This window comes from Blautia faecis (genome assembly GCF_027662325.1).
Taxonomy (GTDB): domain Bacteria; phylum Bacillota; class Clostridia; order Lachnospirales; family Lachnospiraceae; genus Blautia_A; species Blautia_A faecis.
Genome location: NZ_JAQDKY010000020.1, coordinates 14,052 through 32,209, shown reverse-complemented (window position 1 = coordinate 32,209; position 18,158 = coordinate 14,052). Strand labels below are relative to the sequence as shown.

The 18,158-nt window shown below is 39.6% G+C and carries 18 protein-coding genes; 17 read left to right on the top strand and 1 reads right to left on the bottom strand.

What is annotated here, in order from left to right:
- Window positions 1-233: 233 nt before the first annotated feature.
- From PGQ38_RS10770 to PGQ38_RS10710, 13 genes are all read left to right on the top strand, one after another.
- Window positions 234-1,544 carry a serine/threonine-protein kinase gene (locus PGQ38_RS10770; RefSeq protein WP_173718316.1) on the top strand — a complete coding sequence of 437 codons (1,311 nt, stop codon included), beginning with the start codon at window positions 234-236 and terminating at the stop codon, window positions 1,542-1,544.
- On the top strand, window positions 1,541-2,815 hold the full coding sequence (locus PGQ38_RS10765; protein ID WP_270431661.1) for a hypothetical protein: 1,275 nt from the start codon (window positions 1,541-1,543) through the stop codon (window positions 2,813-2,815). The genes PGQ38_RS10770 and PGQ38_RS10765 overlap by 4 nt, the downstream gene beginning before the upstream one ends.
- Window positions 2,816-2,981: 166 nt before the next feature.
- The gene (locus PGQ38_RS10760) at window positions 2,982-3,629 is read left to right on the top strand and encodes an HAD-IA family hydrolase (protein ID WP_173735037.1); all 648 of its coding nucleotides are present in this window, start codon (window positions 2,982-2,984) and stop codon (window positions 3,627-3,629) included.
- 20 nt (window positions 3,630-3,649) lie between these two features.
- The gene (locus tag PGQ38_RS10755) at window positions 3,650-4,465 is read left to right on the top strand and encodes a CPBP family intramembrane glutamic endopeptidase (protein ID WP_118579453.1); all 816 of its coding nucleotides are present in this window, start codon (window positions 3,650-3,652) and stop codon (window positions 4,463-4,465) included.
- Window positions 4,466-4,668: 203 nt separating this feature from the next.
- Window positions 4,669-5,040, top strand: coding sequence for a GntR family transcriptional regulator (locus PGQ38_RS10750; protein ID WP_270431658.1), 372 nt, complete (start codon window positions 4,669-4,671; stop codon window positions 5,038-5,040).
- Window positions 5,037-5,936, top strand: a complete 900-nt coding sequence (locus PGQ38_RS10745; RefSeq protein ID WP_237963396.1) for an ABC transporter ATP-binding protein — start codon at window positions 5,037-5,039, stop codon at window positions 5,934-5,936. Before PGQ38_RS10750 ends, PGQ38_RS10745 begins: the two co-directional genes overlap by 4 nt.
- Window positions 5,914-8,088 carry a DUF6449 domain-containing protein gene (locus PGQ38_RS10740; protein ID WP_270431656.1) on the top strand — a complete coding sequence of 725 codons (2,175 nt, stop codon included), beginning with the start codon at window positions 5,914-5,916 and terminating at the stop codon, window positions 8,086-8,088. Before PGQ38_RS10745 ends, PGQ38_RS10740 begins: the two co-directional genes overlap by 23 nt.
- A 22-nt stretch (window positions 8,089-8,110) precedes the next feature.
- A complete protein-coding gene (locus tag PGQ38_RS10735) occupies window positions 8,111-8,935 on the top strand; it encodes a pseudouridine synthase (protein WP_270431655.1) in 825 nt (274 codons plus the stop codon).
- 242 nt (window positions 8,936-9,177) lie between these two features.
- Window positions 9,178-9,918 carry a 30S ribosomal protein S2 gene (rpsB, locus tag PGQ38_RS10730; protein WP_118579468.1) on the top strand — a complete coding sequence of 247 codons (741 nt, stop codon included), beginning with the start codon at window positions 9,178-9,180 and terminating at the stop codon, window positions 9,916-9,918.
- Between the two features lie 108 nt (window positions 9,919-10,026).
- A complete protein-coding gene (tsf, locus tag PGQ38_RS10725) occupies window positions 10,027-10,965 on the top strand; it encodes a translation elongation factor Ts (RefSeq protein WP_270431653.1) in 939 nt (312 codons plus the stop codon).
- Window positions 10,966-11,253: 288 nt separating this feature from the next.
- Entirely contained in the window at window positions 11,254-11,934 is a 681-nt protein-coding gene (locus PGQ38_RS10720) for a hypothetical protein (protein ID WP_117675397.1), read from the top strand.
- A gap of 334 nt (window positions 11,935-12,268) precedes the next feature.
- On the top strand, window positions 12,269-13,120 hold the full coding sequence (locus tag PGQ38_RS10715; RefSeq protein ID WP_117675395.1) for a MerR family transcriptional regulator: 852 nt from the start codon (window positions 12,269-12,271) through the stop codon (window positions 13,118-13,120).
- Between the two features lie 97 nt (window positions 13,121-13,217).
- Window positions 13,218-13,670 (top strand): helix-turn-helix domain-containing protein, encoded by a 453-nt coding sequence (locus tag PGQ38_RS10710; RefSeq protein ID WP_117675393.1) that lies wholly within the window; start codon window positions 13,218-13,220, stop codon window positions 13,668-13,670.
- A 127-nt stretch (window positions 13,671-13,797) separates the two neighbouring features.
- Here the strand turns inward: PGQ38_RS10710 and PGQ38_RS10705 are convergent, their stop codons facing one another.
- Window positions 13,798-14,481, bottom strand: coding sequence for a helix-turn-helix domain-containing protein (locus PGQ38_RS10705; RefSeq protein WP_117675391.1), 684 nt, complete (start codon window positions 14,479-14,481; stop codon window positions 13,798-13,800).
- 249 nt (window positions 14,482-14,730) lie between these two features.
- Here PGQ38_RS10705 and PGQ38_RS10700 point away from each other — a divergent pair, with 249 nt between their 5' ends.
- The 4 genes from PGQ38_RS10700 to PGQ38_RS10685 all read left to right on the top strand — a co-directional run bounded on the left by PGQ38_RS10700 (window position 14,731) and on the right by PGQ38_RS10685 (window position 17,756).
- Window positions 14,731-15,060 (top strand): hypothetical protein, encoded by a 330-nt coding sequence (locus PGQ38_RS10700; RefSeq protein WP_117495356.1) that lies wholly within the window; start codon window positions 14,731-14,733, stop codon window positions 15,058-15,060.
- Window positions 15,061-15,118: 58 nt separating this feature from the next.
- Entirely contained in the window at window positions 15,119-16,228 is a 1,110-nt protein-coding gene (locus PGQ38_RS10695) for a replication initiation factor domain-containing protein (RefSeq protein ID WP_181977672.1), read from the top strand.
- A 4-nt stretch (window positions 16,229-16,232) separates the two neighbouring features.
- Window positions 16,233-16,412 carry a helix-turn-helix domain-containing protein gene (locus PGQ38_RS19965; RefSeq protein ID WP_084414526.1) on the top strand — a complete coding sequence of 60 codons (180 nt, stop codon included), beginning with the start codon at window positions 16,233-16,235 and terminating at the stop codon, window positions 16,410-16,412.
- Between the two features lie 105 nt (window positions 16,413-16,517).
- Entirely contained in the window at window positions 16,518-17,756 is a 1,239-nt protein-coding gene (locus PGQ38_RS10685; RefSeq protein WP_117675389.1) for a tyrosine-type recombinase/integrase, read from the top strand.
- Window positions 17,757-18,158 lie beyond the last annotated feature (402 nt).

Here is an 18,158-nt window from a genome sequence, read left to right as displayed (position 1 = left end):
TGCTTTTCACAATGGACTTTAAATGTTATAATTCTGATTACATTCTTACATGTCTGATCTGGAGTTTTTTTATCATGCTTCAGAATAGCGGGCATTTCATAATCACTAATTTTTATTCTGTTTATATTTATCATTTGCCGGAAGTCATCGGCAGCATTCACTTAATTTACGCGGACAAGGAGTTGAAGCCTTTTTTGTCTCGTTTTTGTTGTTGGTAAAGGGTTGCGTTTTATGTGAAAATCGAGGTGATTATCATCAATCTTACAGGTATGATCTTGAAAATGCGTTACTGTATCCTGGAGCAGGTAGGTGCAGGTGGGGAGGGGCATTTGTACCTTGCCAGGGATATGGAGCTTGGAAATTACTGGGCAGTAAAAGAACTTCCCCTTGAGAAAAAGCGTGAAGCCAGACTGCTGCGGCTTCTGGAACATCCATCCATTCCACGGATGGTAGATTATGTGGAAAATGGGGATCATTGTTATCTGATCATGGAATATATTCGTGGAAAGTCCCTTGGACAGATGTTAAAGGAGGGACATGTTTTTGCAGTGGATGAGCTTCTTTCCCACGGAGACACTGTGCTTGCAGTTCTGGAATATCTTCATGGGCAAAAGCCGCCGGTATATTATGGGGACTTGAAACCGGATAATCTTATGCTTTCAGATTCGGGCAAATTGTATCTGGTGGATTTTGGGAGCGCGGTGTTTGGATTTGGAGAAAATCAGCGGATCTGTATGGGAACAGAAGGCTTTGCAGCTCCAGAACAATATGAGGGAAAAGTAAACAGCTCCAGTGATCTTTATGCTTTGGGAAAAACATTACAGGCGCTGGCAGGAAAAAACTGGTTATCTGTTTTGTGGAAAGTTCCTGGGTTTGCTTTGTTTCTCTATAAATGTACCCGGCCTCAGGGGAAAAGACGATTTGAAAATGCGGCACAGGCAAGAAAAATGCTTTCTGGTATAGGAAAAAGAAAAGGGCTTGCCAGAAAAAATGCAGCGGTGGTGATTGGAACTACGGGGATTTTGCTGGCTGCAGGTGTATTTCTTGCAGGATCAGAGCAGCAGGCAGCTTTCGAAAGTGCATTGGCAGAAGTAACGAAAGGATATTACGAGATAGAGGAAAATGAGTCTTCTTCGTTGTCAAAGAAATTTGCAGCAGAAGCGGATAAAAAAAGTACAGACAAAGAAGCAGATAAATTTCTTCTTAAAAAATGCGAGCATGCAGAAAGTGCTTTGCAAAAACTGCAAAAAGAATATACGAAAGATGAAGAGCAGAGAAAATTGCTTTTATTATTGGCGGTAAATGCGGAACTTCAGAAAGAGTGGGAACGGGCCGCCGTGTATTATGAGCAGCTGCTTTTGTATGCGCCGGAATTTGCAGAAGGGTATGGGAAATATGGACTGTTCCTTTTGCGAAGAGGTCAGAAGAATTCCAGCAGGAGACTTTATGTTTTATACAGAAGCAGTAAGGCAGATGGGACGGATTGTAAGAGCGTTGAAATCTGGGAAAAACAGATGGAAAGTGAAACAGGTGAGGGAAAATGAAAAGATGGAGAAGCATAAGGAGAAAAATTGCGAAAAATTCAAATCGAAAAGGTATATATTCGCACAGCATCTGGAATAACTTTCGGAAACCTGGAATTTTTCTGGTGGTGACCGTGATTTTACTTATTACCAAAGGTGGTATGCTTTACACCTATGGTGGGGAATTTGGGGGATTTGATATCGATATTGGTGCTGATGAAGGTATATTTGATAATTGGGAGGAGGCTGAAGGAAATCAGGAAACTACGGAGCCAGAGCAGAAAGAAAATGGGGGCAGTAATGGTAATGAAAGTAATAACAACAGCAATAATGACAGCGCGAATAGCGGTACTAGCAGTAATGACATAGAAAATGACGGTAATAATAACAGTCATAATAGCGGCAGCAGTAACGATAACAACAGCGGGAATAATAACAGTAACAACAATAATAGCAATAATAGCAACGCAGGAGCTGGCTTGTCGAAAACAGAGAACGGTGACAACACAGGTGATGAGGAGGGCTGGGAAAAACCTCAAGCTGCGGGTTCTGAGAGAAGACCAAAAGAAAACAAGAAAGAAATAAAGAAAGAAAACAGTGTCACGGCAGCCTTACCGGCAAACAAAAACTCAGAGAATAAGAAAACGAATATAAATGCAGACAACAGTGCCAATGGAACTGAGTCTAAAAGCAATACTACAAAAAACACTCCCCGTGTAAAGAAGGATAGCTCAAAAAGCAAAGAAGAAAAGTCAGAAGATACCGCAGCAGATGAAAATATAAGTGAAAGCAGGATTACTGCCAGAGAAACAAAGAATACTTATCGGAAAAAAGAGAATAGGGTCAAAGCAAAAATTACGGAAAGTTCCAAAAAAGAAAATACCAGTGAGTACTTGAAGCTCACGGGGGCCGGCACGGTTTTTACAGCAGTAGGAATGGCAAAGACATCTCATGGACTTGGATTCTATAACAGAAATGATGAAAATAGAGAAAAAAATGAAAACATAAATAAAAACAATAACATAAATGATAATGAAAATGGCACAATACGTTTTGTACACGAAGAAACAGTCCCTGTAAATGAATATCCTGAAATACAAGTTATAAGAACTACCGGTGAGCAGGATGTTACAATTCTGTCTTTGAACTTAAATGGTGATGAGATTTTCTGGCACCAGAAGGGGGATACCCTTATATTTGACCAGCCGATTACAGCGAAGGAAAATACTGTGAAGGTGATTGCGGTAATAGATGGGAGAAGAATTGTGCATATGCCTATATGGGAGTTTTGAAAGTGTGCATCAATTGTTACTGGTCATGGAGTGAATGGTAACCATCAACTAAGATTTTGCCATCTGGACGTTATAAAGAAATGATGTTATAATTAACACTCATATAGCGAAAGACCTGAAAAATCAACGACAAAAATTACATGACGGTACAGGAGGCAAAACACAGATGTACAAAGCTATTTTATTTGATCTGGACGGAACTCTCACCGATTCCGGGGAGGGAATCACCAAATCCGTACAATATGCTCTGGAGAAGGTGGGAAAACCAGAACCAGATCTTCAGAAGCTGCGCATTTTTGTGGGACCGCCCCTTTTGGAGCAGTTTCAGGAATATGCGGGAATTGACGAAGAAACGGCAAGAAAGGCAGTTGGGATTTACAGAGAACGATATGCACCAGTGGGGATTTATGAGAATGAACTGTATCCTGGCATTCCGGAAATGTTATCCGGACTGAAACAAAGAGGATACAAACTTGCCATTGCATCTTCCAAACCAGAGAATTTTGTGAAGATTGTTGCGGAATATTTCCATATTGATTCTTATTTTGACGAGATGGTTGGAAGTGAGCCTGAGGGTAGACGAACCAATAAGACAGAGGTGATCGAGGAAACTCTGAAGCGGCTGGGATTTTCTGAACACCGTGACCAGGTGATCATGGTGGGGGATAAAGAGCATGATGTATTTGGGGCAAGACGCGCCGGATTGGAATGCATTGCAGTTTCCTATGGGTACGGAACCGAAGAAGAACTGAAAAATGCCCATCCTTTTAAAATTGTGAATTCGGCAGAGGAAATACTGGATTTTTTCGCCTGAGCCCCAGAAGAAAACAGAAAATGCCGGTTTTGGCATGGAAGTGTCTGTATCCGGTGGGAATCCATTTTGTGCTTTCCCAGCTTGTCTCCTATCTGGGACTGTATTTTCTGGTGCAGCGGACTGGCGCAGATATGAGTGCATATTACCAGCATGTGCTTATGCTGACTGGTCTGACAGGGATTTTGGCTGCAGTTCCCTGCATATTGTTGTATCGGGGCGATTTTTCAAGAAGAAAAGAAACCGGGATATTATATCCTGCAGCTGATCGTCACCTTCCTGTTCCTGAAATTCTGGGGTTTCTTATAATTGGCGCATTTCTTGGTCAATATGGAAACATTCTGGTAGGGCTTTTTCAGCAATATTTGAATCCGGAAGCTTATCAGGAAACTCAGTCCTTGATTTCCGAGGGGAAAAGTATCTGGAGTCTGATTTTCTGGATGGGGATTGCAGCACCTTTTGCAGAAGAAGTTATTTTCCGCTGGCTGGTATTTCTTCGTATGAGAGATAATATGCGCGTGATCACAGCTGCACTGTTTTCAGGACTGACATTTGGAATTTACCATATGAATCTGCTCCAGGGAGTGTATGCAACTATTATGGGATTGCTTTTCGCATTGATCCTGGAATGGAGAGGAAATCTGTTTGCCAGTGTATTTCTTCATATGGGGGCAAATATCTGGAGCCTGCTGGTCAGTGATGTGATGCTGTACATGCTGGATCATACAGGAGCCACATCCGTAATTGCACTGAATCTGTTTCTTGTTTTTGCAGGAACTTATGGTATCTGGAGATGCTATAAGAATTATCAGAAACGAGGATGTACGAGGCTGATATAAAGCATAATCAGAAATATATTAAGAAAAATAGAAGACCTTCTTACAAAATCCTGGAAAAACAGGGGAGATTGTGAGAAGGTTTTTTGTTGGCGCATTCCACTTTATAAACATTTAAGAATTTCCCGTCTTGAATTTAAAGTACACATATGCTATCTTAAGTGTATTAAACGTATTAATACACTTAGAAAGGAGGAGGCCTGTCTATGATCGTTTTAGATTATCAGGACAGAAGGCCACTGTACGAGCAGGTGGAGGAGAAATTCCGGAACCTGATCCTGAAGGGAGTACTGGAGCCAGGCTCCAGAATGCCCTCTGTGCGGCAGCTGGCCATGGAATTATCGATCAACCCCAACACCATCCAGCGAGCCTACATGCAGCTGGAACAGGAGGGACTGATCTACCCGGTTAAAGGAACAGGAAACTTTATTGCAGACAGTGAAGAAGTGCGTAAACTTAGCAAAGCTTCCTATATAAAAGAACTGAAAACCCTGATCCGGAAGGGAAAGGCTATGGGAATGGAAGCGGAAGAGCTGATCTACATTATTAGGGAGTGTTACAAGGAGGAGAAGCCATGATAGAAGTCAAAGAATGCAGTAAGGCGTTTGGCACTGTCAAAGCGGTCAATAAAGCAACTCTGGATGTTGGGGTGCGGGAAGTGTTTGGTCTTGTGGGCAGTAACGGCGCTGGGAAAAGCACCCTGCTTCGGATGATGGCTGGAATTATAAAGCCAGATGAAGGGGAAATACAGATTGACGGTATGCCAGTGTATGAAAATGAAGAAGCAAAGAAACTGTTTTTTTATATCTCAGATGATAGTTATTTTCCGACAAATTATACAGCAATGGATCTGGTGCGCTTTTACCGAAATTTTTATCCTCAGTTTCGAACCAGGCTTTTTCATGAACTGATGGAACAATTTCATCTGGAAGAAAATCGCAGAATTGCAACTTTTTCCAAAGGTATGAAAAAACAGGTTCTGGTAATCATCGGTGTGTGCGCGGCAACGAAATATCTGTTTTGCGATGAGACCTTTGATGGACTTGATCCGGTAATGCGTCAGGCAGTAAAGAGCCTGTTTGCAGCGGAGATCATGAACCGGGAATTTACTCCTGTGATCGCGTCTCACAATCTGCGCGAACTGGAAGATATCTGCGATCATGTCGGACTTTTGCATAAAGGGGGGATTCTTCTTTCCAAAGATCTGGAAGACATGAAATTTCACATTCACAAGATCCAGTGTGTGCTTAGTGGAAGACAGCAGGAAAAAGAACTGGAAAAGGAACTTCAGGTTTTGAAGGTGCAGCATCAGGGTTCTCTTCTTATGATAACGGCCCGGGGAACCAGAAGTGAGATCATAGAGAAAATCCAGGCAAAAAATCCTCTCTTTATGGAGGTGCTTCCTCTGACCCTGGAGGAAATTTTTATCAGTGAAACGGAGGTGGCTGGCTATGAAATCAAAAATTTATTCTAGCAGATATATGAAGGTGTCATCAAAAGGCATGATGTGGATCCCGGCTTTTGTGACCATTGGATTTCTTCTGGCATTTCCGGTGGCAGAGCTGATCATGCTGGGAAACTGGTTTGGAATGGGATATACCACCAGGGAGATCAATGCACTTTATGCAAATCTGTGGCAGGATGGATTTATGATCACCGGACTTGCAGTTGCAGCAGTTGCAGCATTGTTTAACGGAATCAGCCAGTTCTGGTATCTCTATTCACCGCGGAAAATTGATTTCTATCACAGTCTTCCGGTGAAACGAAGCAGAATGTTCTGGCATAAGACTTTGCAGTCCCTTTTGTATTATTTGTTTCCATATCTGGCAATGGAATTTTTCTCCGTCTGCATCGGGGCAATGAGGGGATTTTTCAGCCTTCATCTTATGAAACTGGCATTTTTGATGATGGTATTTCATTTGCTTTTATATCTGCTTTTGTATTTTTCGGTTGTGTTGGTAATCTGCATTACCGGTCATCTGCTTATGGGAGCTCTTCTGCTTATTGCAGTGGCTGCTTATGGACCGGTGCTTTCTGTTACTCTGCAGTTTTACGAATATGCCTTTTATTATACCAGCAGTGCAGGTGTCTATGGCTATATAAAAGGCTTGAGAGAAATGGCGTCACCAGTCATCCTTGCCTACACCTTTGTGGGAAAATATGCAGAAGAAAATTATGGTGGCATTCTGGGAATTGTGCTTCTGGTGACAATCGCTTTTGGCGTTCTTGGATATTATGCATTTGTATACAGAAAATCCGAAAGAACCGGTATGGCCTTTGTTTTTCCATGGGTTGGGAAAATTATAAGATTTATGATCGTGGTTCCCGGAGGACTTGGAATCGGACTTATTTTCTATATGCTTCCAAGTGACAATTCCAGAATTGTATGGTGGATTTTCGGATTGATTTTTGGAACCCTTCTTTCAGGAGGGATAATGGGAATTATTTATTACAGGGATTTCCGAAAATTTTTCTCCAATAAAATACAGTTTGTGGTAAGCGGGGCCTGTGTAGCATTTGTGGCCTGTATGTTCTTATTTGACCTGACTGGATACGACAACTATATCCCTTCTTATGATAAAATCGAAAATATTGCAGCTGAATTTATGGATGGCGGTGGATGGGAGAATACTTATAGCGTTGAAATAAATGAAGATGGCAAGATTTCCACACAGGATTCCGGATATTATAGGAATGGAGATCTTCTGGGCAATAATCTGGGCATTAGTCCTGATATTTATGCATGTGTGGAGCAGATTGTGAAGGAAAACAAGGTTATATGCCGATCACTTTCAGAAGATAGTGACAACAGAGCGCTGTGGAACGGCGATATATGGGATTCTTCTAATGATACATCAAGACTTCAGATGCGTTATGACCTGAAGTCCGGAAAAACTGTTTATCGCTCTTATATGGTCAGCACAGAGAATCAGAAGAACTTGTATAAAGAGGGATATGCGGAGGGAACCTTAAAGTCTGAGCGCTATTCCATTTTGAAGCTGGATGATAAATATGTGGATGAGGTGCGCTGCGATTTTATTACAGGAGAATCTATTTCCCTTTTCCAGGACAATAAGGCAAAGAGACAGCTGTTGGTGGATGCATTTCGTAAGGATGTGGAGGAGGCGGATCCGGAAGTGCTGACCGGAGAGCCATGTGCAAGCCTGACCATTGAGTATTCCGGAGTACCATCTGCAGAATCTGTTGATGCCATGGTGCCTGGCAGAACCGGAGACTATTATTTTTCCGCATGCTTTTATGTATTCCCGCAGTTTAAAAGGACTGTTGAAATTTTGAAGGAAACAGGGTATCCTGTCTCTATGGAGGATGTGAAGCTGAGCACTGTGGAAGTGGAATATTATATGAATGAAGAGCATAATGAATATTCTTCTCCTGTAGTTTACGATCAGCCGGAACAGCTGGAAGAACTGAAAAAGGTTCTAAGATGTTACCGGATGGTGCCATTCTGGGAAAAAAGAGAAGCTGATAAATGGGTCAGCCTGAAGGTTGTGATTGACGGAGTGGAATCAGAGGCAGCGTGGTCCATAATGGCGAAGGATGTTCCGGAATTTATGAAAGAGGATTCACAGCGGGCATTATCCTTTGAGGTTTTTGAAAAGGAATAAAGAAGGAGAGCTACTATAAAGAATGGGAAAAGCAGTGAGACTGGACAGATTTCTGGCGGATTCAGGAGCTGGTACGAGAACGGAAGTGAAGAAGCTGATCCAGAAGGGAATGGTTCAGGTAAATGGTGAGAAGGCGAAAAAGCCGGAACTGAAAATAGATCCGGAGACGGATGTGGTAGAATTTGACGGAGAGCGTCTTGGAGCAAGGGCAGAGTTTGTGTACTATCTTTTGCACAAGCCTGCCGGCTATGTAAGTGCCACAGAAGATACCAGGGAAAAGACAGTTCTGGATCTGGTGCCAAAGGATGGCAGACGGAATCTTTTTCCGGTAGGACGTCTTGATAAGGATACGGAAGGCTTGCTTCTTATTACAGATGATGGACAGCTTGCACATAGACTGCTTTCCCCGAAGAAACATGTGGATAAGACGTATTTCGCGGTGACGGAAGGAAAAGTGGTGCCGGAGGATATAGAGAAGATCTGGTTAGGTGTGGATATTGGAGATGAGGAGCCGACCTTGCCGGGGAAGCTGGAGATTCTCAGAACATGGGAAGAGAATGTTGACTGTAAAAATGTCGAAGGTGAATCAGGAGCAGTGATGGCCAATTCAAATGCTGCAGGACATAAGTCAGATCTGGAGGGCAGCATCTGGTGTTCTGAAATTCTTCTGACAATCCACGAGGGTCGTTTTCATCAGGTGAAGCGAATGATGGAAGCTGTTGGAAAGAAAGTAATTTATCTGAAAAGAATTTCCATGGGTCCTCTGACTTTGCCGGAAAATCTGGCGAAAGGACAGGCCCGGGAACTGACGGAGGAAGAGCTGGCTGCACTGAATGATGGCAGATAACTTGTACAGAATGGCTATTTTACAGAAATCTGAGAATCCTTGTTAAAAGAAAAAAAACCCTAAAATAGCGGAAAAATTTGCAAAAACCCTCTTTACACGGAGGGTTTTGTCATGTTATAATGCAAAAGTTGCAAATCATCAAACACGCATGGAGATTCCCAGGATGGTGCCCTGCGGTGTGAGGCTGGGTCCGAGAGGAAAAGGATTCATGCGGAAGAATTTAACCAAAAGGAGAAAAAGACATGAGCGTTATTTCAATGAAACAGCTTTTAGAGGCAGGTGTTCATTTCGGACATCAGACAAGAAGATGGAACCCTAAAATGGCTCCATACATCTACACAGAGAGAAATGGTATCTATATCATCGACTTACAGCAGTCTGTAGGAATGGTTGACGATGCTTATAATGCAATCGCTGATATCGTAGCTAACGGCGGAAATATCCTTTTCGTTGGTACTAAGAAACAGGCTCAGGACGCTATCAAGACAGAGGCTGAGCGTTGCGGACAGTTCTATGTAAATGAGAGATGGTTAGGCGGTATGCTTACCAACTTCAAGACTATCCAGAGCCGTATTGCGAAACTGAAAGAGATCGAGACCATGGAGTCTGATGGAACATTCGATGTTCTGCCTAAGAAAGAAGTTATCGCTTTAAGAAAAGAATTAGATAAACTTCAGAAGAACCTTGGCGGTATCAAAGAAATGAAGAGACTTCCAGATGCTATCTTCGTAGTAGATCCTAAGAAGGAAAAGATCTGCATTCAGGAAGCTCATACACTGGGAATTCCGCTTATCGGAATCTGCGATACTAACTGTGACCCAGAAGAACTGGATTACGTAATCCCGGGTAACGATGACGCTATCCGTGCTGTAAAACTGATCGTTTCCAAGATGGCTGACGCAGTTATCGAAGCAAACCAGGGACAGACAGACGCTGAGGGAGAAATCCAGGCTGAGTCTGAAGAGTTCGCTACAGAGGAATAATTTGTGAAAATTCTGGACATCAGCTGTGAATGAGCTATGCCTGCATAGGCATATCCACAGCTGACGGACAGGTCCTTACAACACACTATCAATCAGGAGGAAATGAAAATGGCTATTACAGCAGCACAGGTAAAAGAGTTAAGAGAGATGACCGGCGCTGGTATGATGGACTGTAAGAAAGCTCTTACAGCTACAGAAGGCGATATGGATAAAGCAGTAGAGTTTCTTCGCGAGAAAGGTCTTGCTACCGCTCAGAAGAAAGCAAACCGTGTTGCAGCAGAGGGTCTTTGCAAGACACTTGTTGCTGACGATGCTAAAAACGCAGTTGTTGTTGAGGTTAACTCCGAGACAGACTTCGTTGCTAAGAACGAGAAATTCCAGCAGTATGTTGCAGATGTTGCAGCTCAGGCTCTGACAACTACAGCAGCTGATATCGATGCTTTCCTTGCAGAGGCATGGGCACTTGATACCACTAAGACTGTTAAAGAAGCTCTTGCAGCTCAGATCGCAGTTATCGGTGAGAACATGAACATCCGTAGATTCGCTCAGATGAAAGAGGAGAACGGTTTCGTTGCTTCCTACACACATATGGGTGGAAAGATCGGCGTTCTTGTTGACGTTGAGACAGATGTTGTAAACGACGCTGTTAAAGAGATGGCTAAGAACGTTGCAATGCAGGTTGCAGCTCTGAAACCTCTTTACACAAGCGACAGCGAAGTAAGCGCTGAGTATATCGAGCATGAGAAAGAAATCCTTATGGCTCAGATCCAGAACGATCCTAAGGAATCCCAGAAACCGGAGAAGGTTATCCAGGGAATGATCGCAGGACGTATCAAGAAAGAGCTTAAAGAGATCTGCCTTCTTGATCAGGTTTATGTTAAAGCTGAAGATGGAAAACAGTCTGTTGGCAACTATGTAGCACAGGTTGCTAAAGAGAACGGCGCTAAGATTACAATCAAAGGCTTCGTTCGTTACGAGACCGGAGACGGAATCGAGAAGAAAGAAGAGAACTTTGCTGAGGAAGTTGCAAAGCAGATGGGAAACTAATTTATCAATCGTAGGACTGGTAAAAAGCGAATTAAATAGCGTATTTAAGCGGTTTCTAGCTATTTTGACAAGTGTTATAAACTACTGTAAAATCTCACAAAATATCGTGCTATTTTGGGTACAGATTGGGTAGGGTATTGGGTAAAGAAATTTACCCAACCTCTTAACGAGGAATTTGTTTGTTGTTTAAAATAGAAAGGGAACGCTGTGAGTGATGAGAGTATATTGCGGAAGTGATATGCTCTCATTTTTTAGAATATTAAAAAGTTGACTTTGGAGAAGAATAGATTGGGAGTGACATTAATAGTGAAAAGGATAATAGCAGAAATAATATTTTGGATAGTAAATATCGTATTGATTATAATGTCTTTTATGACGGATAGACCTTTGGCATCATTTGTTACTACGATTATTTGTAGTACACCAATGAATCCTTTGTTATTAAATCGTATACAAAGAAAAATTGATGGCAATAAATTTGATTTTTGGTATTTATTAAAATTGATATTACCATTTTTCACGATTATGTTTGTCTTGTACATTTGTGCTGTGTTTTCCTTAAAAAATAATGCGATACTCAGAGGAATGGAAGATATTAAAGCGTTCATGAGTATTACAATGTATTTATTATTTATAGTGGTGTTATTTTTTTATCGTAAAAATGATAAAAGTAAAAAATATATTGTGTTTGGTGTGTTTTATATTCTTTGCGTTGCTTTAAACTTTTGTTCTGAATCAATGGTGAATATGATAGTATCTTTTTTGAATAGAGTTTCAACACAAAATATATGCTTAGAGTCGTATGAGATGTTATATTTCAATGTATTAACACCAATTAAAGAGGCAATACTTACATATATTATTTTTGATGTAGTGTTTGAAAAAAAAGAGAAGAAAATATTTTCGGTGGATGTAATAGATAAACAATCATTAAAAAAGGAAAATTATGAAATTATTGTGCAGAAATAATTTGAAAGAAAATCTCACAACAGAATAAAGTGCTTGGAAATATTGAAAAGTTCGTTTGAAATCAAGGTTTACAGACATTTTTCTTCAAAGAAAAGGTATCGTAGAATACCGCAAAATATCGTAACAGATTTTTAGAATGGAGTAAAGATTGAAAGAAAATGGAGTAAATATTTCAAAGATGTAATGAGAAATGGCGTAGGTAGTGGAAACATTATTTGCGTCATTTCTCATTTGTAAAATTAAGGGCGGTTTTATTGAATTTGTGATAAAATAGAAAAAACATCTTGACTCTCTAGTAACGTAACGGTTTACGATGAAAGGGAAAGGAGGACTTATGAAAACAGTTAAAGAAGTATCAGAATTGACTGGAATTAGCATAAGAACATTACGATATTATGATGAAATTGATTTGTTAAAACCTGCTAAAGTAACAGAAGCAGGATACCGTTTATATGATGAAAGCTCATTGAAAAAATTACGTCAGATTATGTTTTTTCGAGAACTGGAAGTTCCATTGTCAGAAATAAAAGCAATTATGAAGAATTCTGAAAGTGATAATCGTAAGATTCTTGAAACACAGAAAATGATGCTAGAAATGAAACGGAATCGTTTGAATGGTATTATCGAATTGATTTCTGATGTGTTGAAAGGAGAGGACAAGATGAGTTTTGAAACATTTAATAAAGATGATATTCAAAAAATAATACAACATTCTTTAAAAATTATGAGTGAAGAAGACAAGAAAATAATTATCGAGCATTATGGAGATATTGAGAAGTTTAAAGAATCTGTTGCGGAAGGCTTTAAAGATGAAAAGGCATGTGAGCATTTAATTAAGATATATGGAAGTAAAGAAAAAGCAGTAGAAGCAAGTCTGAAGTCAACAGGAACTAGAGAAGAAGTTACAGAGCAAAAAAATGAGATGGACTTGATTTATAAACAGTTTGCTTGTGCAATGGAAAATTCAGATGAAGATATGTCAATGAAAGCAGTAAAAAGATTGGGGAAAAGTTGTAAAAATCTTTTTAAAATGGATAATGCAAGAGTATTATTATTAGAAATGGCTAAAGATTATTTGAATCATTCTCAGTTGGAAGAAGACACAGATAAACAATACGGAAAAGGTGTTACAAAATACATTGGTTCAGCGATATATCGGTATTATGGTGTAGAAAACTTAGAATAAACAGATGTTACCAAAATGGAAACACAGGAAATACATACTGGTACTTTTATTTTGGGTTCTATCGTTATATGATGTGAATGAAAGAGAGGTATGGAGTATGGCATTAAATGATAACATCAAAAAATTCAGAGAAGAAAAAAATCTCACTCAGCAACAACTTGCAGATAAGTTATATGTTTCAAGGCAGACAGTTTGTCGTTGGGAAAATGGTTCAAGATGTCCAGATTTGATTACGGCAAAAAAACTGGCGTTAGAACTAGATGTAAGTATGGACGAACTTATATCAGATGAAGATGTAAATGATATGCAAGTAAATTATGGAATATGGAAATCTGAAAGAATAAAAGAGAAAAAGCATTTACAGACACTTCAAAAAAAAATATTAGACTTTATACAAATTGTGGGAGCTGTATTTTTAGCAATCACGATTTTGTTACGAGTGCAATTAGATATGAGAGTACCTGGATGGTGTACAATCATTTGCTTTATTATTGTAGCGGTAGCATTTCTTTGTAATTTCATAGTTTCTAAAAAGTTGAGAGAAATGTAGTGAGGTCAAGGAACAAGGCGAAGCCGATACGCCGTAGGGCAGTCCTTGGCAGAACGGACACAGCTAACAGCACCATGATACAGCAGAGGACTTGAAAGGTCGGAAACCTTGCAAGTCCTCTTGTTTGTTACTGGGCGTTATGTTTTAAGTAAAGTGCTTCTTTCATCAGTTCTTTTTCAAATGCTTTTATGTGACCGCTCTGTATTCCATTGTCGATATAAAAACAATCGTCAGCCTGTGAGTAGGACAGCGTGGTAACTTTCGGTTCATAAGTCTTTGTATCAATTCCATAATAATAGACGGTGGCAGTCGAAAGTTCCACATTGATACTGTCAAAATCTCTTGTAAAAACGCTGTGCCTGTCTGCGTGGAAAAAATCAGACGGACATTCGTAGAACTCGGAACTATCTTCTCTTAAAAATAAAGGCAGTATATGTACTTCATTTCCGCTTCGGTTGACAAGGACATAAAAGCGTGGAATGAGGGCGGAATACTGTGTTTTCATTGCGATATACATATCATCTAAATCATCAAGAAGATACTCGGAGCAGGAGTTGTTGTAAAAGACGTATTGCAGGGCAGTATCATATTTTTGAGCATTTTCCATAGGTACATTTTCCCCGTAAAGCCAACGCAAATCTACATCTAAAGAGTCGGCAATCAGTTCTAGTTTGTCGGCTTTCGGATTGTACTGTCCCGAAAGATAGGAACTGAACGCTCCTTTGCTGATACCAGTATCTTTGACTATATCTACTTGTTTTTTGTTTTTTGCTTTCATGGCAAATTTAATCCGTTCTGCGATTGTATTCATCTGAAAACCCTCTCTTTCCATATCCTGTTATAACTTTTCATATCTTATCGTCTAAGGACACTATACCACAAGTTCAGAAAAAAGAAAACAAAAAGTTTATAAAAAACTAAACTCCCTATTGCAAAACGAATGTGTCTGTGCTAATATACAATTAAGTTCAGAAATAACTGAACTTAAAACAACGTCGTAATAGGAAAATGAAAATATGAGAAACTGACCTATCGGTTCAACGGGGAGAAAGGAACGTGTATGCAGATTACATTGACAAAAGAACAGGTAAAAGAAGCATTTGGAGAACTTCGTTTTATGGGTGCGGATAACTGTTACCGCTATGATAAAGACAGTAAGAAGAAAACAGAGGAAGTGGAAGCCTTAAAACTTCATCTTGGAAGCATGAAACTTGGGAACAGCGTGGATATTCGCTTGGAAGCAACGGAACTTCCGAAGATTGAGCCTTATGCGGTAGTGGAACTGGAAGAACCAGTTTATGCTCCTTATGTGCAGAGAGGGAATTTCCCTGTATTAGTGGAGAAGATTACCTGTAAGGGTATCCACTCTGTTCCAAATAAAAATATGTAGGCAGTCAAAGTTCCTGTCCTCGTTCTGACGTACCAAACGTCAGGTTGAGGGCAGGGCAATGGCAACGCCGTTGCAGATTGGAGGTTTGATAAATTTGGAAGAAAGAAGCGGAAGTTTTCTTCCAGAACTCCCCTACACTAACAGGGGAGTAATACGGCAGAAAGAAGCATTAAGTGCCTTGATAGACTGGTGTCAGATAACCATTAAGGAAGTTCCGTTAGAAGCAGTTATAGAAGATGTGCTGAGAATACCTTTGGAACTTATGACGGTAACAGGCTATGAAAAAGGGATTGCAGGGCATGAGGTTGTGGCAATATTCGATAATATCAAGGTGCTAAAGCCGACAGGACATTCACAGTATCAAGGCTTTCAGATTTTGATGAGTGGGAAAGGCTGTCGCAACTATGAGAATTTTTTACAACTCAATGAGGAAACATGGTTTGATTTCTTAAACAGAGTTTGTCAGTATCACATCAATTTTCCTCGGATTGATTTGGCGATTGACGACAGAAAACCGTATTTGAGTATTCCCGATTTGATTGTACGGACAAAAGAGGGATTGCTTTCTTCAAAGTTACGGGAGATAGATTTTCACGACTCGGGAGAACTGAAAGAGGAAGTGTTTCAGAGTAAAGGTGGAAGTCTTTATCTCGGCAGTTCAGCCAGTAATTTGAGATTGGTATTTTATGAAAAGGGATATGAACAGAATAAAAAGTATGGAACAGAATTAGACGAAAATTGGAACAGATATGAATTGAGATTTCGGCAGGAAATGGCAGTAAGTGTAGTACAGGAATTATTGAGATATAGAGATGTGGCAGGATTGGCAATGGAAGTATTGAACAGCAAAATACGATTTTTAGAAAAGCCGACAGATAGCATGACAACACGAAAAAGACTTTATCCAACCTATCAAGCGTGGGCAGAACTGATGAAAGACATAGGCACGGTCAAACTTACTATGCAACCACAGAAGAAGAGTTTACAAAAGGTGTGGGAGTGGTTGGAAAAGTATGTTGCTCCGTCTTTGAAACTGTTTGCAGAGGTTGGAAAGATAGAGCAGAGAGATTATATTGGTAATCTTGTAGCAAATGGAGAAATGAATATCACACAGAAACAGTTGTATGATGATTACATAAAAGCAAGAAGATTAGAGGAAAGGGGATAATCGTATAGAAAAAGCATTATTAAATTTAAAGGAAGTAAGTGAGTATCTTGGACTTGGAGAAACAAAGACAAGAGAACTCTTGAAAAGTAGAAACTGTCCGTTTTCCATGAAGATTGGGTATCGGTGGTATGCGAACAGACGATTATTAGATACATGGTTAGAGCAACAGACAAAAAGTTATTGAAGTTCTGATTGAAAAGGAGGCGAACTTATAGTAGTATATGGTTAAAATCACAGAAGTTCCCTTTTTATTTATCAAGATATTTGATTGATAGAAAGGGTAGAGATTATGGGTAAAGATTTAAAAGGAAAAGAATTAGGAACAGGTTTACGTCAAAGAAAGGACGGTAGATACGAAGCAAGAGCAAAGATAAACGGAATAGACATTAACTTGTATGACGTTGATTTGAAGAAATTAAAAGTATTGTTTGAAAAGGCAAAGGAAGAAGCAAGAAACAACATTGATATAAAACGTCAGAAAGTAACGCTGAACGAATGGTTTGAGGAATGGTTTACAAATTATAAAATTCCTAACATCAAGGAAACAAGCGTGTTCCCTATGCGTAGCAAATATTATAATACATTTGGAAAAGCAATAGGAGATATGAAAGTGACAGATATACGGAACTTGGATATTCAGCGTGTCATTAACGATATGAATAAACAGGGGAGAGCGTCTTCCAGTATGCGAGATGCTTTAGGCAGAGTTCGGGAGTGTTTGGAGTCTGCAAAGAATAATCGTATTATAGACATCAATCCATGTTTTGAAATCAATGTACCTTGGGAAAATAAAACAGCAGAAAGACGTTTCTTATCAATGGCAGAGCAAACAAGGTTTTTGCAGGAAGTAGAGCATAACTGGTATAAAGAGATGTTTTACATTATGTTTCTAACAGGTATGCGAATTGGAGAAGTTGGTGGTCTGAAATGGGAAGATATAGACTGGAATAAGAAATGTATTAACATTCAAAGGTCTTTATCCTGCCAATATGAAAATGGAGTAAAGACTATGCGACTAACAAAGCCTAAAACACATAATTCATACAGAAGTATTCCGTTTATGGCAGAAACAGAAGAAACTCTGTTATCTCAAAAAGAAAAACAGAACAGGCAGAAAAAAGCCTATGGAAATCGTTGGCGTTCAAGTGGAGAATTTGATAACTTGGTGTTTACCACTTCTTTAGGAAGTCCAGTTATTCGGAATGTAGCAGAAAAAGAAATTAAGAAAGTAGTAAAAGCAATCAATTTTCAAGAAGCAATAGAAGCGGTAAAGGAAAACAGAGAGCCGATAGAATTTAAAGACCTTTATCCTCATGCAATCCGACATACATTTTGTAGCAGGTGCTTTGAAAAAGGAATGGACGCTAAAGTAGTGCAAATGCTAATGGGACATCAGCATTACAGTACAACGATTGACATATATACTCATGTGACAGAAACAAAATTTGAAGAAGAAATAGCAAAGTTTGGTAGCGTGAGTGAAAAACAGAAAGTTCAGAAAAATAAAAACTCTACCCAGTGTGCATAAAAGAGTACCCAACATAGCAAAATAAGAGAAATTTGCTTTCAACGGGAATGAAAAGTTTCTACCCAAAGGGAAATTGGGTAAAATGGAAGAGCAGAATTGAGGAAAGCGTAGAAAGCCTTATAAAATGGGCATTTGAGAAAACAGTAAGGAAAAGTTGGCAAAGCAGATGGGTAAGTAATCCATTAGCTTAAGTTTTCATTATATTATTTTAATAAGTCTAAATTTAAGTATTTAAAGGCCCTGAAAGCCTTATAAACACTACGTTTCACAGTGATTATAAGGTTTTCGGGGTTTTTTTCTATATTTTTCTAAAAAAATCCTAAATACCGCCAAGCATCGCTGGAAATCACCAAGAATCTTCTAAAATTGAGTATTGAGTAAGGAAAAACTGAGTAAAAGCAA

Bases quoted from the DNA above. Each gene is read 5' to 3' on its own strand.
- rpsB (WP_118579468.1), top strand. From the start codon at position 9,178: ATGAGCGTTATTTCAATGAAACAGCTTTTAGAGGCAGGTGTTCATTTC.
- PGQ38_RS10745 (WP_237963396.1), top strand. From the start codon at position 5,037: ATGATAGAAGTCAAAGAATGCAGTAAGGCGTTTGGCACTGTCAAAGCG.
- PGQ38_RS10715 (WP_117675395.1), top strand. From the start codon at position 12,269: ATGAAAACAGTTAAAGAAGTATCAGAATTGACTGGAATTAGCATAAGA.
- PGQ38_RS10765 (WP_270431661.1), top strand. From the start codon at position 1,541: ATGAAAAGATGGAGAAGCATAAGGAGAAAAATTGCGAAAAATTCAAAT.
- PGQ38_RS10755 (WP_118579453.1), top strand. From the start codon at position 3,650: ATGCCGGTTTTGGCATGGAAGTGTCTGTATCCGGTGGGAATCCATTTT.
- PGQ38_RS10705 (WP_117675391.1), bottom strand. From the start codon at position 14,481: ATGAATACAATCGCAGAACGGATTAAATTTGCCATGAAAGCAAAAAAC.
- PGQ38_RS10750 (WP_270431658.1), top strand. From the start codon at position 4,669: ATGATCGTTTTAGATTATCAGGACAGAAGGCCACTGTACGAGCAGGTG.
- PGQ38_RS10710 (WP_117675393.1), top strand. From the start codon at position 13,218: ATGGCATTAAATGATAACATCAAAAAATTCAGAGAAGAAAAAAATCTC.
- PGQ38_RS10700 (WP_117495356.1), top strand. From the start codon at position 14,731: ATGCAGATTACATTGACAAAAGAACAGGTAAAAGAAGCATTTGGAGAA.
- PGQ38_RS10740 (WP_270431656.1), top strand. From the start codon at position 5,914: ATGAAATCAAAAATTTATTCTAGCAGATATATGAAGGTGTCATCAAAA.
- PGQ38_RS10685 (WP_117675389.1), top strand. From the start codon at position 16,518: ATGGGTAAAGATTTAAAAGGAAAAGAATTAGGAACAGGTTTACGTCAA.
- tsf (WP_270431653.1), top strand. From the start codon at position 10,027: ATGGCTATTACAGCAGCACAGGTAAAAGAGTTAAGAGAGATGACCGGC.
- PGQ38_RS10760 (WP_173735037.1), top strand. From the start codon at position 2,982: ATGTACAAAGCTATTTTATTTGATCTGGACGGAACTCTCACCGATTCC.
- PGQ38_RS10695 (WP_181977672.1), top strand. From the start codon at position 15,119: ATGGCAACGCCGTTGCAGATTGGAGGTTTGATAAATTTGGAAGAAAGA.
- PGQ38_RS10735 (WP_270431655.1), top strand. From the start codon at position 8,111: ATGGGAAAAGCAGTGAGACTGGACAGATTTCTGGCGGATTCAGGAGCT.